This is a genomic window from Archangium minus (genome assembly GCF_044360475.1).
GTDB lineage: Bacteria > Myxococcota > Myxococcia > Myxococcales > Myxococcaceae > Archangium > Archangium minus.
Genome location: NZ_CP043494.1, coordinates 5,028,562 through 5,041,116, shown reverse-complemented (window position 1 = coordinate 5,041,116; position 12,555 = coordinate 5,028,562). Strand labels below are relative to the sequence as shown.

At 69.4% G+C, this 12,555-nt stretch carries 14 protein-coding genes; 1 reads left to right on the top strand and 13 read right to left on the bottom strand.

Annotated elements, in window-relative coordinates:
* Positions 1-25: 25 nt before the first annotated feature.
* On the top strand, positions 26-502 hold the full coding sequence (locus F0U60_RS20900) for a hypothetical protein (protein ID WP_395822587.1): 477 nt from the start codon (positions 26-28) through the stop codon (positions 500-502).
* Positions 503-515: 13 nt separating this feature from the next.
* Here F0U60_RS20900 and F0U60_RS20895 read toward each other — a convergent pair whose 3' ends face one another.
* The 13 genes from F0U60_RS20895 to F0U60_RS20835 all read right to left on the bottom strand — a co-directional run bounded on the left by F0U60_RS20895 (position 516) and on the right by F0U60_RS20835 (position 12,477).
* Positions 516-1,319 (bottom strand): hypothetical protein, encoded by an 804-nt coding sequence (locus F0U60_RS20895; protein WP_395822585.1) that lies wholly within the window; start codon positions 1,317-1,319, stop codon positions 516-518.
* A gap of 1 nt (position 1,320) precedes the next feature.
* On the bottom strand, positions 1,321-2,352 hold the full coding sequence (gene cheB / locus F0U60_RS20890; protein WP_395822583.1) for a chemotaxis-specific protein-glutamate methyltransferase CheB: 1,032 nt from the start codon (positions 2,350-2,352) through the stop codon (positions 1,321-1,323).
* Positions 2,349-3,209, bottom strand: a complete 861-nt coding sequence (locus tag F0U60_RS20885) for a CheR family methyltransferase (protein ID WP_395822581.1) — start codon at positions 3,207-3,209, stop codon at positions 2,349-2,351. Before F0U60_RS20885 ends, cheB begins: the two co-directional genes overlap by 4 nt.
* An 18-nt stretch (positions 3,210-3,227) precedes the next feature.
* Positions 3,228-5,204 carry a HEAT repeat domain-containing protein gene (locus tag F0U60_RS20880; protein WP_395822579.1) on the bottom strand — a complete coding sequence of 659 codons (1,977 nt, stop codon included), beginning with the start codon at positions 5,202-5,204 and terminating at the stop codon, positions 3,228-3,230.
* Complete coding sequence (locus F0U60_RS20875; protein ID WP_395822577.1) at positions 5,201-5,806, bottom strand: chemotaxis protein CheW; 606 nt, start codon at positions 5,804-5,806, stop codon at positions 5,201-5,203. The genes F0U60_RS20880 and F0U60_RS20875 overlap by 4 nt, the downstream gene beginning before the upstream one ends.
* Positions 5,803-6,366: a chemotaxis protein CheW gene (locus F0U60_RS20870; protein WP_395822575.1), complete on the bottom strand. Its 564-nt coding sequence runs from the start codon at positions 6,364-6,366 to the stop codon at positions 5,803-5,805. Before F0U60_RS20870 ends, F0U60_RS20875 begins: the two co-directional genes overlap by 4 nt.
* 34 nt (positions 6,367-6,400) lie before the next feature.
* Complete coding sequence (locus F0U60_RS20865) at positions 6,401-8,728, bottom strand: chemotaxis protein CheA (protein ID WP_395822573.1); 2,328 nt, start codon at positions 8,726-8,728, stop codon at positions 6,401-6,403.
* Positions 8,725-9,099, bottom strand: a complete 375-nt coding sequence (locus tag F0U60_RS20860; RefSeq protein WP_395822571.1) for a response regulator — start codon at positions 9,097-9,099, stop codon at positions 8,725-8,727. The genes F0U60_RS20865 and F0U60_RS20860 overlap by 4 nt, the downstream gene beginning before the upstream one ends.
* 49 nt (positions 9,100-9,148) lie before the next feature.
* Positions 9,149-9,637, bottom strand: a complete 489-nt coding sequence (locus tag F0U60_RS20855; RefSeq protein ID WP_395822569.1) for a M17 family peptidase N-terminal domain-containing protein — start codon at positions 9,635-9,637, stop codon at positions 9,149-9,151.
* The gene (nusB, locus tag F0U60_RS20850; protein ID WP_395822567.1) at positions 9,634-10,053 is read right to left on the bottom strand and encodes a transcription antitermination factor NusB; all 420 of its coding nucleotides are present in this window, start codon (positions 10,051-10,053) and stop codon (positions 9,634-9,636) included. Before nusB ends, F0U60_RS20855 begins: the two co-directional genes overlap by 4 nt.
* A gap of 3 nt (positions 10,054-10,056) precedes the next feature.
* A complete protein-coding gene (ribE, locus tag F0U60_RS20845; RefSeq protein WP_395822565.1) occupies positions 10,057-10,545 on the bottom strand; it encodes a 6,7-dimethyl-8-ribityllumazine synthase in 489 nt (162 codons plus the stop codon).
* A gap of 65 nt (positions 10,546-10,610) precedes the next feature.
* Positions 10,611-11,807, bottom strand: a complete 1,197-nt coding sequence (gene ribB / locus F0U60_RS20840; protein ID WP_395822563.1) for a 3,4-dihydroxy-2-butanone-4-phosphate synthase — start codon at positions 11,805-11,807, stop codon at positions 10,611-10,613.
* Between the two features lie 25 nt (positions 11,808-11,832).
* On the bottom strand, positions 11,833-12,477 hold the full coding sequence (locus F0U60_RS20835; protein ID WP_395822561.1) for a riboflavin synthase: 645 nt from the start codon (positions 12,475-12,477) through the stop codon (positions 11,833-11,835).
* Positions 12,478-12,555 lie beyond the last annotated feature (78 nt).

The following is a 12,555-nucleotide window of genomic DNA, read 5'->3' as shown; positions in this document are numbered from 1 at the left end:
AGGGAAGACGTTACGGGTGAGCCCCATGGAGCCTACGACCACCTCCGCCAAGGCCACCTGTCTTCTCTGTGGAGCGGCGGCTTCTCCCGCCCTGTTTTTGCCTCGCTTCGCCGGCTCCTCGTGCCAGGGGTGTGCCCGGCGCGTAGGACACCTGCTGGTAGCGGAGCCCTCGCTGCTCACGGACATCTGGCCCCTCCTGTCCGAGGAGGATGATGAGCTCGAAGCCGAGCCCACGGTGCAGCGCGCCGATGGGACCACGGTGGAGTTGCGTCAGATCACCGCGGAGATGAAGCGCGACCTGTCCATCGATGATCGGATGAAGCTCGCCGAGATGTATGGCGACATCGGCCTCATCCGTGAGCAGCTCGAGGAGTGTGGCCGGGTGCTCGTCGCCGCGCCCACCGTCGATCTGGCCCAGCGTGCGCTCGACGTGCTCTTCTCGCCCGAGCTGTGCTCGCCGCGAGGGCTCGAGGATCTGCGCGGGCGCCTGTTCCCGGCCTGAGCGACGCCCCGGCTCAGCCCGGACGCGCAGCGGGTTGCGTCACTGTCGCGGGCGGCTCGATGGCCGAGCCCCGACGACGCTCCTTCTGGGCGTCCAGGAACGTCCCCAGCAACACCCAGCGCCGTGCGTCCTCCTCGGCGCCCGGCTTCGCCATCAGCGGCGTGGTGTAGTGCCAGAAGGGCAGCCGGTACACCGTGATGCCGCCCACGGTGTTCACGCTCTGCATCTCCGTGAAGTGCCCGCCCTTCGAGTACACCAGCCACTGGTGCGCCACCGCGGGCGTGGCGAACGTGAGGTGCATGTCCACGTAGCCGTCGAAGGCCTCGGCATCCTCGGGGTGATGGTCATTGTGCGGGCCCGCGTAGTCCCCCTGGCCGTAGCACAGCACCTGAATGCCCCACTTGCGCCGCAGCGCCCTCCCACTCACCGCCGCCGCGAACGCCGCGAAGCTCTCCGAGTGGAGCATCTCCACCAGCCCCACCTCCTCAGCCGCCTTCCACGAGCGCGAGCGCCGGCTCTCCAGCAGCGCCGTCTTCACCCGCACCGTCTTGGGCAACAGCTCCGCGTAGTTCTCCGTCATCCCCCAGATGCTCTCCGGGGGAATCGGGTCCTCCATCGCCGTCAGCGAGGCCCGCAGCGACTTCTCCAGCGCATCCCGACACGCCGTCGCCTTGCGCGCGTCCAGCACGCCGCTGAGCGCCACGAAGCGCTGCCCCGGCCGCAGCAGCGCGCCGCACGCCTCCCGGTCGCGCCCTTCCAGAATGCGCCGTCCCTTGGGCGTGAGCAGCTCCGCGAATTCGGAGGGAAAGGTCTTCATGTCACCGTCTCTTGCGCGCCAGCTCCACCAGCGCCGGGCCGATTTCTCCCAAAGGCAGCACCCGGCTTACCGCCCCGGTCGCCACCGCCTCCTGCGGCATCCCGTAGATGACCGCCGTCTCCTCCGACTCCGCCCACACCTCGCCTCCCGCCCTCTGGATGGCCTTGGAGCCCAACGCCCCGTCCGAGCCCATCCCCGTCAGCACCACGCCGATCGTCTTCGAGCCGAACACCTCGGCCAGGCTCATGAAGAGCCGGTCCACCGAGGGCGCGTGCTTGTCCTGCATCGTCGGAGGTGGCGTGCCTAGCACGTACTGCCCGTTCTGCCGATACACCACCAACTGCCGCCCACCCGGCGCGATGAAGACGTGGCCCGGCGCCAGGAGATCTCCCTCCTGCGCCTCGCGCACGCTGAAGGGGCCCAGCCTGTCCAACCGCTCCGCGAAGGCCCGGGTGAACTGCTTGGGCATGTGCTGGCATACCAGCAGGCTCATCGACGGCTCCGGCGAGAGCGACTCCAACAGCCGCTGCACCGCCGGCGGCCCGCCCGTGGACGCACCGATTCCCACCACGAACGAGGGCTCCAGCGTCATCACCTTCGGCCGCTTCACCGGCTTCATCTCCGGGCGCACCAGCCGCGCCGCGTGCACCTTCTCCTGCAACTCCTTGCGCAGCTTCTCCAGCACCTCCGTCGTGAGCTTCGCCGGCTTGGCGATGAAGTCGAAGGCCCCCAACTCCAGCGCCTTGAAGACGTCCGTCTTGTGCGCGTAGCTGGAGATGACAATGACCGGCGTGGGCGCCGTGCTCTTGAGCAGCCGCAGGAAGGAGTAGCCGCCCAGCCGCGGCATTTCCAAATCCAACGTCACCACGTCCGGGTGCAGCGCCATCACCTGGCGCAGGCCCTCGTTGCCGTCGATCGCGGTGCCCACCACCTTCACGTCCGGCGAGGACTCCAGCAGCTCCGACAGCAGCCGCCGGTTGTGGGCCGAGTCGTCCACCACCAGCACCTTCACGGTGTCGCGAGGCGAGCTCACAGGCCACCCTCCGGCTTGCGGTAGACGAGATCACTGCGCAGGTGCACCAACTCGAAGTCCGCGCTCAGGTTGATGAGGTTCTCCGAGTGCCCCAGCAGCAGATAACCCCCTGGCACCAGCTTGTCGTAGATGAGGCGCAGCACCCGCTGCCGCGCGGGCGTGTCGAAGTAGATCATCACGTTGCGGCAGAAGACGACGTCCATGCGGGAGCCGATCTGCCCCGAATCGGGCTCCTGCAGGTTGTGGTGTCCGAACGTCACCCAGGCGCGCACGTCGTCGCGCACGCGCACCCGGTTGGGCCCCACGTGGACGAAGTAGCGGGCGATCTTGTCCGGAGGCGTGGCTCGGAGCGCGCTCGGCCCGTACTCGCCCGCGCGCGCGGCAACCAACACCCGGCGCGAGATGTCCGTGCCATGCACCTCCACGTCCCAGCCCTCGAAACGCCCGCTGTCCTTGAGGAGCATGGCCACCGTGTAGGCCTCCTCCCCGGACGAGCACCCCGCGGACCAGATGCGCAGCCGCTTCGTGCGCGCGTTGCGCCGCTCCAGCTGCGGGAGCACCTCCTCGGAGAAGGCCTTGAGCTGGCGCGGCTCGCGGAAGAAGTACGTCTCGTGCGTGGTGAGCGCCTCAATGGCCGTCTCCAGCTCGGCGCGGCGCTGGGCATCGAAGCGCAGGTAGCGGTAGTAGGCGCTGAAGTCCGCGAGCCCCAACGCCTCCAAGCGTGGCCATAGCCGCCGCTGCATGACGAACTTCATGTCGTCACGCACGAGGATGCCGCAATGGCCATACACGAAGTCCCGCAGCAGGCGGAACTCCTCCGCGGTCATCTCCGGCTTGCCTGTATCGAAAGGCATCACCCCCGAGGCCTCCGCGACTCAGCGTCCAGACAACCGCTCCACCGCGTCCACCAACGCGCGGCGAGCCAGAGCATCCGTCTCAGCCGCCAGCGCAGCCTGGGTCGCCGGCAGGCACTCGGGCCCCCCGGAGTCTCCCAGGACCCGCGCTGCCGCGGCCCTCACATCCCAATTCGTGTGGCCGAGCAACCCCACCGCCAACGACACCCCCTCGGCCGAGGCCGCGCCCGCGAGCAGCGCCGCCTTCACCACCTCATGGTCTCCATGGGACACCGCATGCCGGAGCACCTCGTCCCTCAACGCGCCCAGCCTCGCCAGGGACTGCACCGCCCGGAAGGCAATGGCCCCATCTTCATGCCGCACCAGCGACTCCAGCTCCGCCACCTGCTCCACGGCCCCGCACTCGCCCACTGCCTCCAGGGCGGCGAGCTGTACCTCCAGGGCCTCATCGGCGAGGGCTCGCTTCAACAACCCTGACATCGTGCCATCCCCCACCTGGCCCAGCACCCGCACCGCCGCGGCGCGCACCCGTGAGGCCTCGTCCTCCAGCGCCAACCGCGCCAGCTCCAGGCCCCCGGAAGGATCCACCGCGGCCAGCACCTCCACAGCGGTGGCGCGCAGGGAGACCGAGGCCTCCCGCGCTGTCCGCCGCACCAGGGGCAGCATGGCCGTCCCGCCCACCCGCACCAGCGCGCTCAGCACCACGGGCTCCGCCCCGCGCTCCAGCGCCGACTCCAGCGCCTGAGCCACCTGCTTCGGAAAGCTGGCGGCCAGCATCACCAGCGCGCGCACCGCCGGCCCGGCCAACTCCGGATGATCCAGCAACTGCGCCAGCGGCTCCACCGCCTCCAACGAGCTCGTCCGTCCGAGCGCCTGCACCGCCACCGCCTTCAAATCCAGCTCGCCCCAGTCGAGCATCTGGACGAGCTCGGGCACGTACGTGGCGTCCACCATCTCCACCAACACGTGCCCCGCCGCCTCGCGCGCCGGGAAGGACAGCCGGTCCATGCTCGCCAGCAGCTCACGCCCCGTCTCCGGGCCGAAGTGCGCCAGCGTGCGCATCACCTCGGGCACCAGCCGCTCCTCCTGCGCCACCTCCGCCACCAACGGGGCCAGTTGAGGCTCGCGCAGGGCCGCCGCCGCGACGAGCGCTCCGGCCCGGAGCTCGAGGTCATCGGACTCCAGCGCGCTGGCCACCCAGCCCACCGCCTCGGGCAGCCGCTTGAGCGCCAGCCGCACCGCCGCGTCCATCTCGGGCCGAAGGGACGGCTCTGCCAGGCTCGCCTGGGTGCCCAATGCCACGAGCGCCGCCTCGCGGGTGGAGCGCGACTCCGCACCCAGCCCCCGGCACACCAGCTCCGTGGCCGCCACCTGAGGAATGAGGCCCAGCACTCGGTAGGCACTGCGCTTGAGCATCGGATTGCTCAGCAGCCGCACCAGCTCGGGCAACGGCGGCGGGTGGCGCAGCTGCGCGAGCGACTCCAATGCACTCAGCTGCAGCAGTGGCTCGGGGTCGTGCAGGATGCGCTCCAGTGCGCGGGCTGCGACCTTGCCGCCCACGTGGCCCAGCGCCTCCGCCGAGGCCACTCGGACGTTGAGGTCCACGTCCTCCAGCATCGCCTTCACCAGGACCTCTTCCGCCTCCGCGAGCTTCAGCTGGCCCAGGATGTCCGCAGCGAACTTGCGCTGATCCGGATCCGCATGCCCGAGCAGCCGGCCCAAGGGCTCCACCGCCGCCAGGCCCATGCCTGCCAGGGACTCCGCCGCCGCGTTGCGCGCACCCGTTTCGTCCCGCTCGCCCAGCACGGAGATGAGCCGCTCCACCACCGCTTCGCGCTCCGGGAGCCGCGTCAGCCCCTCGGCCGCCGCGCGGCGCACCCGCCAGCTCTCGTCGTGGAGACCCGCCACGAGCGTCTCCCGAGCGCCTGCGGAGGACGGATCCAGCTCCAGCAGGGCCCGGTAACGCGCCTCCTCTGCGTTCCGCCCCTCCTCGCTCATCCGTTCATCCTCCGGCCGTCGCGCACCATCTCCGCCAGCAGCAGCGCCTTCACGTCCAGCAGCAGCTTGAGCCGCCCCTGTCCGTGCTTCTCCTGCTCACGCTTGTCCTGCTCGCGCTTGTCCGGCTCGCGCTTGTCCTGCTCGCCCTTCTCCGGCTCGCCGTACACCCCCACCACGAAGGGGGCCGGGCCCACGGCGCCAATCGCCGGCGCGGGTTTGATTTCACTGCGCCGCAGCCGCACCACCTCGGAGACGCGATCCACGGTGAAGGCCACGCGCTTGCGGCCCAGCCAGCACACCAACATCCGCGTCTTGGGCGTGTCCACGGGGGCCTCGATGCCGAGCAGCCGCTTGCGCAGATCCACCACCGGGATGATGGAGCCCCGCAGACGGATGATGCCCTCGATGAAGGGCGGCGCACCGCGGATGGGAGTGATGCGCTGGGGCTGGAGGGCCTCCTCCATCCGCCGGATGTCCACCGCGTACTCCTCGGGCCCCACGAAGAAGGCACACAGCTGGACGAGTGGATCCCTCTCCGCCGCGGTCATCTCGTCGGCCATGGACTGCGTGAGCTGCGTCAGGACATTGAAGCGCTGTCTCATGCGAGGGCCTGCCAGATGTCGAGCAGGATGAAGAGCTGCTGTTTGCGCCGCCCCAGCCCCACCACACAATCCCGTTCCCCGCCCCCGACTCCCGGTGGGGCCAGCTCCAACATCGAGGGTCTCAACCGAACCACCTCGGAGACCGCGTCCACCCAGATGCCCGCCAGCCCGTCCGCCGTCTGCACCACGATGATGCGCGAGCCCCGCGGAGGCTCGGGCGCATCCGGACCCGCCACCACCTGCGCCTTGTCCGCCAGCCGCAGCTTCACCTTGATGTCATAGACGGGCAAGACTTCGCCCCGCAGGTACATGATGCCAAGCAGGTTGGGCGCGGCGCGAGGCACCTCGGTGAGCGGCGGAACCTTGACGATCTCCCTCACCCCGTGGATGGGCACCGCGTAGTGCTCGCCCTCCAGCTGGAAGGCCAGATACTCCTCGGGGATCTCCTCGGGGACGGGCTCGACCGTTTCATCGGTACCGGCCACCAGCTCCTGGATGGGACCGATGTCCTCATCCGGACGGTAGAAGAAGCTGTCGAGCAGAACGGACAGGGAAGGCACGGGATGGAGGATAGCAGCCCCACGGCCGGAGGCATTAAGCCCGGCGTCGTTCCAGGCTCATCCCCTCCTCGAGCAAGGCACCCACATCCAGCACCAGCACGGTGCGCCGGTTGGCCAGGTCGGCCGCTCCTGAGATCCCTCGCACGCCCTGCAGGCGACCGCCCAGCGACTTGACGACGATGTCCTGCTGGCCCTGGAGCTCGTCCACGGCGATGCCCAGCCGCTCCTGTGCCAGCCCCGCCACCACCACGAAGTGCCGGTCGTTCTGGCGCTCGGGGTGGTTGAACACCCGAGCCAGGCGCATCAGGGGCAGCGTGGTGCCGCGTACGTCCAGCACCTCGCGCCGCTCCACCGTGCGGATCTCCGAGGGCTTCACGGAGAGGATCTCCAGCACGCTGTTGAGCGGCACCGCGTAGGTGCGCCCACTCACGCCCACCACCAGGGCCCGGATGATGGCCAGGGTGACGGGCAGCGTGATGTGGAAGGCGGTGCCCTGCCCGCGCTCGCTCCACACGTCGATGATGCCGGACAGGTTGCCGATGTTGTTCTTCACCACGTCCAGGCCCACGCCTCGGCCGGACAGCTCGGACACACTGCGCGCCGTGGAGAACCCCGGCAGGAAGATGAGGTTGAGCAGCTCGCGCCGACTCATCTCTCGCGCCTGGGCCTCGGTGATGAGCCCCTTGCGCAGGGCCGCCTCGCGCACGCCCACCTCGTCAATGCCCGCCCCGTCGTCGCTCACCTCGATGACGACGTGGTTGCCCTTCTGCTCCGCGCGCAGCGACACCCTCGCCCGCCGCGGCTTACCCGCCGCCTGCCGCGCCTCCGGCGACTCCGCGCCGTGGTCAATGGCGTTGCGGATGATGTGCATCAGCGGATCGCTCAGCTCCTCGACGATGAGCTTGTCCAGCTCCACGTCGCCGCCGCCGATGACGAAGTCGATCTCCTTGCCCGCCTCCCGCGCAATGCGACGCACCAGGCGCGCGAGCCTGTCGAACACCTGGCCCACCGGCACCATGCGTGCCTCGAGCAGGCCCTGCTGGAGCGCGTCCAGCTTGCGCTCGAGCTGCCGTGTCTCGCGCGACAGCTCCTGGCCCCACAGCTTGGAGTGCGCCACCACGCCCTCCTGCTGGCGCGCGTTCTCCGCCATGCGCTGCAGGTTGGCCTTGATGAGCAGCAGCTCGCCCACGGTGTTCATCAGCGCGTCCAGCCGGCTGATGTCCACCCGGACCGTCTGGGTGAGCGAGCGCGCCGACTCCGCCTCTGTCCGGGGGCCTCGAGCGCCCGCCGGGTCATCCGTCAACGTGCGCACCGGAGGCCCGGACAGCTCGGACCGCGAGGACTCGCCCTGCAGCCCCAGCAATTCCTGCGCAGCCTCGGGCTCGCTGGCCGGCTCGACCGCGCGCAGGACCGATGTCTTGGAAGCAGAATCCACCGGTTCCGCTTCGCGCCCGGACGGAGTCTCCGTGCCCGCCTTGGGCGTCTTCGGCTTGCGCTTCCTCTTGGGAGGAGCGGGAGCCGCCTCGGCGGGCTCGGACGAGCGCACGGCCTGAGCCACGGATTGCGCCACGGGAGCGGGCGCCGGAGCGGCCCGCGCGGGGGCGGTGGCCGGCGGACGAGCCTTGAGCGCGAAGAGCTGCGCGGGCGTGCCCTGGAGCTTCGCCGCCAGCTCCGACTCCGGCACCTTGGCGCCGAAGATGAGATCAAACGCGATGCCCGAGAGCCCACCCGGCTCCGACGAGGGCAAGGTGCTGACGACCTCGCCCAGCGGCTTGAGGCGCGAGTTGAGCTCGGCAAGCCCCGTGTCGAAGTCGGAGAGGTCGAACGCGGCGCGGATGCGGTAGAGGGCCACACCGCGGCGCACGTTCTCGCGCAGGCGGTGCTCCTCGTACTCGGTGAAGACGGCGCGCACCTGCGGATCCAGCTCCAGTCGGTCGAGCGGATCCTCCTCGATGGCCGCCGCCGTGACGCCCTGGTTGGCCAGGCGGTTGCCCAGCACCAGCACGCGCTCGCTCAACCCGGCCGAGGTCTCCTCCCGAGACGCCTCCGCGAGCAGCGCCTGGAGCACATCCAGCGTCTCGATGAGGGTGTCCAGGACCTGGTCGTCCAGCGACAGCTTGCCCAGCCGGAGCCGATCCAACAGGTCCTCGGTCTGGTGGGCCAGCTTCGAGATGCGCTCCTGCCCGAAGAGCGCCGACAGGCCCTTGAGCGAGTGCGCGGCTCGGAAGATGCCGTTGATGAGATCCGGCTCCGGGTCCACCCCGCGCTGTTGATCCAGCACGAGCAGATCCCTGCCCAGGGCCTCGAGGATCTCCGTCCCCTCGGCAACGAACTCCGCGAGTGCTTTTCCGGCCTGGTTCACGCGAGCTTGAGGTAGCGGCGCACGAGCCCTTCCAGGCTCTGTGGCGAGAAGGGCTTGATGAGGTACTCGGCCGCGCCCAGCGCCAGCCCGCGGTCGCGATCCTTGTCACGGCCCTCGGTGGTGACGATGAACAGCGGCGTGTCGCGGTAGTTCGGGTTCTTCTTGACGAAGTTGATGAGCTCCAGCCCGTTGATGTCCGGCATGTTGATGTCGGTGATGATGAGATCGAACCGGTGGCGGGGCAGGAGCTTGAGGGCCTCGAAGCCGCTGCTGGTGGCGAAGGCCTCCAGACCGGGGATGGACTCCACCGTCGCGGCAATCAACTCCCGCGAGGCCTTGGAATCCTCCACGATCAGGATCTTGAACTTCATTCGTTTGAACCGACCCCCATCGTACCAGAACGACGGGAACCGGCGAGCTTCAGCCCTTACGACCAGGCAGGCGACGGGCGAGCTCCTTGTCCGCCAGGACAGCGACCTTCTTCCCCTTGAAGGCGGGAAGGAACCTCTCCGTCAGGGCCGAAGCCCGGGTGCCCTCGTCCAGGGCGCCAACCCCAGGGATTTCCAGGGCCACGGCCTCGACCTTCGCCTTGGCGAGCACCTGGCCGGCATTGGCGAGCGCCTCGCCCAGCGAGGAGGCATCCATCCCACGGCGCTGCCCCAGCCCGATCACGAAGATGCGGGGGACGGGGAAGCGGCCGTCGGAGGGCAGCAGGAGGGAGTCCTCCCGCGCGCCCACGAAGAAACCAGACTGGAGGACGCGCGACAGGGAGCCGCACAGCCGCCAGTCCACATAGCCGGCCGAGCCCGGCAGGGGACGGTCATCCTCGCCCACGAAGAGACAGAGGGCGTCCACCCCCTCCAGTGAATCCAGCCCCTCGAGGCCGATATCGTAGGCGGCGACGTTCACTGCTTCCCCAGTGCCGCGGCCACGCGGTCCAACAGCCCGTTGACGAAGGCGCTGGACTCCTCGGTGCCGAAGTTCTTGCCCAGCTCCACGGCCTCGTTGAGCGACACCTTCTTGGGGATGTCCGGGCGGTACTTCAGCTCGAAGACGCCCAGCCGCAGCACGTTGCGATCGATGCGGGACATGCGATCCAACCGCCAGTTGTGGCTGTGCTGCTCGATGAGCCGGTCGATCTCATCCCGGTGGGACATGACGCCTTCGACGAGCTCGCGGGCGAACTTCACCGCCTCGGCCTCCTTGCGGGCCTCCTCGGTGGCGGCCCAGGCAGCCTCCAGGGCGTCATGGACGGAGCCCGGGGTCATCTCCAACTGGTAGAGCGCCTGCAGCGCGCGCTCGCGTGCCGTTCTGCGTGCACCCATGGGCTAGCCCTTCTTCCCTTCCAGGGAGGCGAGCTTGACGTGGAGGTTCACCATCTCGATGCAGGCGGCGGCAGCCTCCGCGCCCTTGTTGCCGGCCTTCACGCCGGCCCGGTCGATGGCCTGCTCCACCGTGTCGCACGTCAGCACGCCGAAGGTGACGGCGGCCTGGGAAGTGAAGGCCACGTTGCCGATGCCCTTGGCGCACTCACCCGCCACGTAGTCGAAGTGCGGCGTACCACCCCGGATGACAGCCCCCAGGGTGATGATGCCCACATAGGAGCGCGTCTCGGACACGCGCCGCGTCAGGGCCGGCAGCTCATAGGTGCCGGGGCAGCGGAACACGTCAATGTCCCCGTCGGCCACTCCATGGCGGACCAGCGTGTCCACGGCGCCCTTCACCAGCTCCTCGGTGATGAACGCGTTGAAACGGGCAACGCAGATGGCGAAACGGCCCTTCGGGGGAAGAAAGTCACCTTCGATGTAGCGAGGCATGTGCGGCCCCTCTCTACACCAGCCATGGGGCTGGCGTCCCTACGGAGTTTTCCAGGCTGCCACCTTCAAGACGTCTTGCGGCGGCGGGGCGGGCGGCGAGCGGCCACCCGGCGTGCTGGTTCGGCGGACTCGGTGAGCGGAATCTGCTCCACCACCTCGAGTGCATAACTCTCCAACCCCACGATCTTCTTGGGATTGTTGGTGAGCAGGCGCAGCCGGGACAGCCCCAGGTCCTTGAGAATCTGAGCGCCCACGCCGAACTCGCGCAAGCGCATCTGGTCGTTCTTCCCCGGCACGCTCTCCTCGTTGGAGACGTGGGTGCACCGCAGCCGGTTCTGCGCGGACACCTCGCGCTGGAGGAAGACGACCACGCCGCGCCCCGCCTCCTGGATGCGCTGGAAGGCCTGCTCGAGCTGACTGCCACAGTCGCACCCGGCGCTCCCCAACAGGTCCCCCGCCAGGCAGACCCGGTGGACGCGGGTGAGCACGGGCTCGCGGCCGGAGACATCGCCCTTCACCAGGGCCACGTGCACCGAGTTGTCCACGTCGCTGCCATAGGTGTAGGCCTGGAAGGCCCCCTGCCCCCGGCGCTCCAGCGTCGCATCACTGATGCGCCGGACGAGCCGCTCGCGCTCCAGCCGGTAGCGGATGATGTCGGCCACGGACAGCAGCACCAGCTTGTGCTTCCGAGCGAACTTCACCAGGTCCGGCCGGCGGGCCATGGTCCCATCGGCGTTCATGACCTCGCAGATGACGCCGGCGGGCTCCAGGCCGGCCAGGCGCGCCAGGTCCACGCTGCCCTCGGTCTGGCCGGTGCGCACGAGCACCCCACCCTCACGGGCACGCAGAGGGAAGATGTGGCCGGGACGCGCCAGGTCGCTCGGCTTGGCGTCGGGGGCCACCGCGACCTTGATGGTGTGAGCGCGATCCGCGGCGGAGATGCCGGTGGAGACGCCCTGTGCGGCCTCGATGGAGACGGTGAAGGCCGTCTGGAAGGACGAGGTGTTGTCCTGCACCATGAGCGGCAGGTTGAGCCGGCGCAGGCGCTCCTCGGTGAGCGACAGGCAGATGAGCCCGCGCCCGTGGGTGGCCATGAAGTTGATGGCCTGCGGCGTCACCTTCTCCGCCGCCATGACGAGGTCGCCCTCGTTCTCACGGTCCTCGTCGTCGGTGAGGATGACCATCCGGCCCTTGCGGATCTCCGCGAGCGCCCGCTCCACCAGGGTGATGCTGTCCGTCTCGTGCTGACTGCCGCGCGCCATGCGTGCTCCTGGCCTTTCCTTCAAATCAACCACCGAAGCCGGCCGCCTTGATGACCGCTTCGGAGAGCCCACCACCGGGACCCTGGCGCAGCGACACCAGCCGCGCCACGTACTTGCCAATCATGTCCCCCTCCAGGTTCACCCGCGCCCCCACGGCCTTGGCGCGCAGCGTGGTGCGCTCCTGGGTCTCGGGGATGAGCTGCACGCTGAAGCGGTCCGTCCCCACCGAGTTCACGGTGAGGCTGATGCCGTCGATGGCCACCGAGCCCTTCTCGATGAAGAAGGGGGCCAGCTCGTCGGGGAGCCGGAAGACCATCACCCACGAGCCGCCCTCGGGCCGGGTCTCCAACACCTCGCTGACGGCGTCCACGTGGCCGCTGACGAGGTGCCCGCCCAGCCGGTCGCCCAGCGCGAGCGCCCGCTCGAGGTTGACGCGTGAGCCGGGACTCAGGCCCCCCAGGGTGGTGCGCCGGAGCGTCTCGGGGGCCGCCTGGACGCGGAACGAGTCCCCGGCGCGCTCCACCACGGTGAGGCAGGCGCCATCCACCGCGATGGACTCGCCGAGCGCGAAGTCCTTCGCGCCCAGCGTCGTGCGAATCCACACGTCCGTCATCCCGCCGGGGATGAGACGCTCGATGACGCCGATGTCCTGGATGAGTCCGGTGAACATATCGGGCTGGCTTATAACGGATTCGGGACCGGCGATCCGCTGACCACTCGTTCCGCCCTCGCCTCCTCGCCAGCCGGG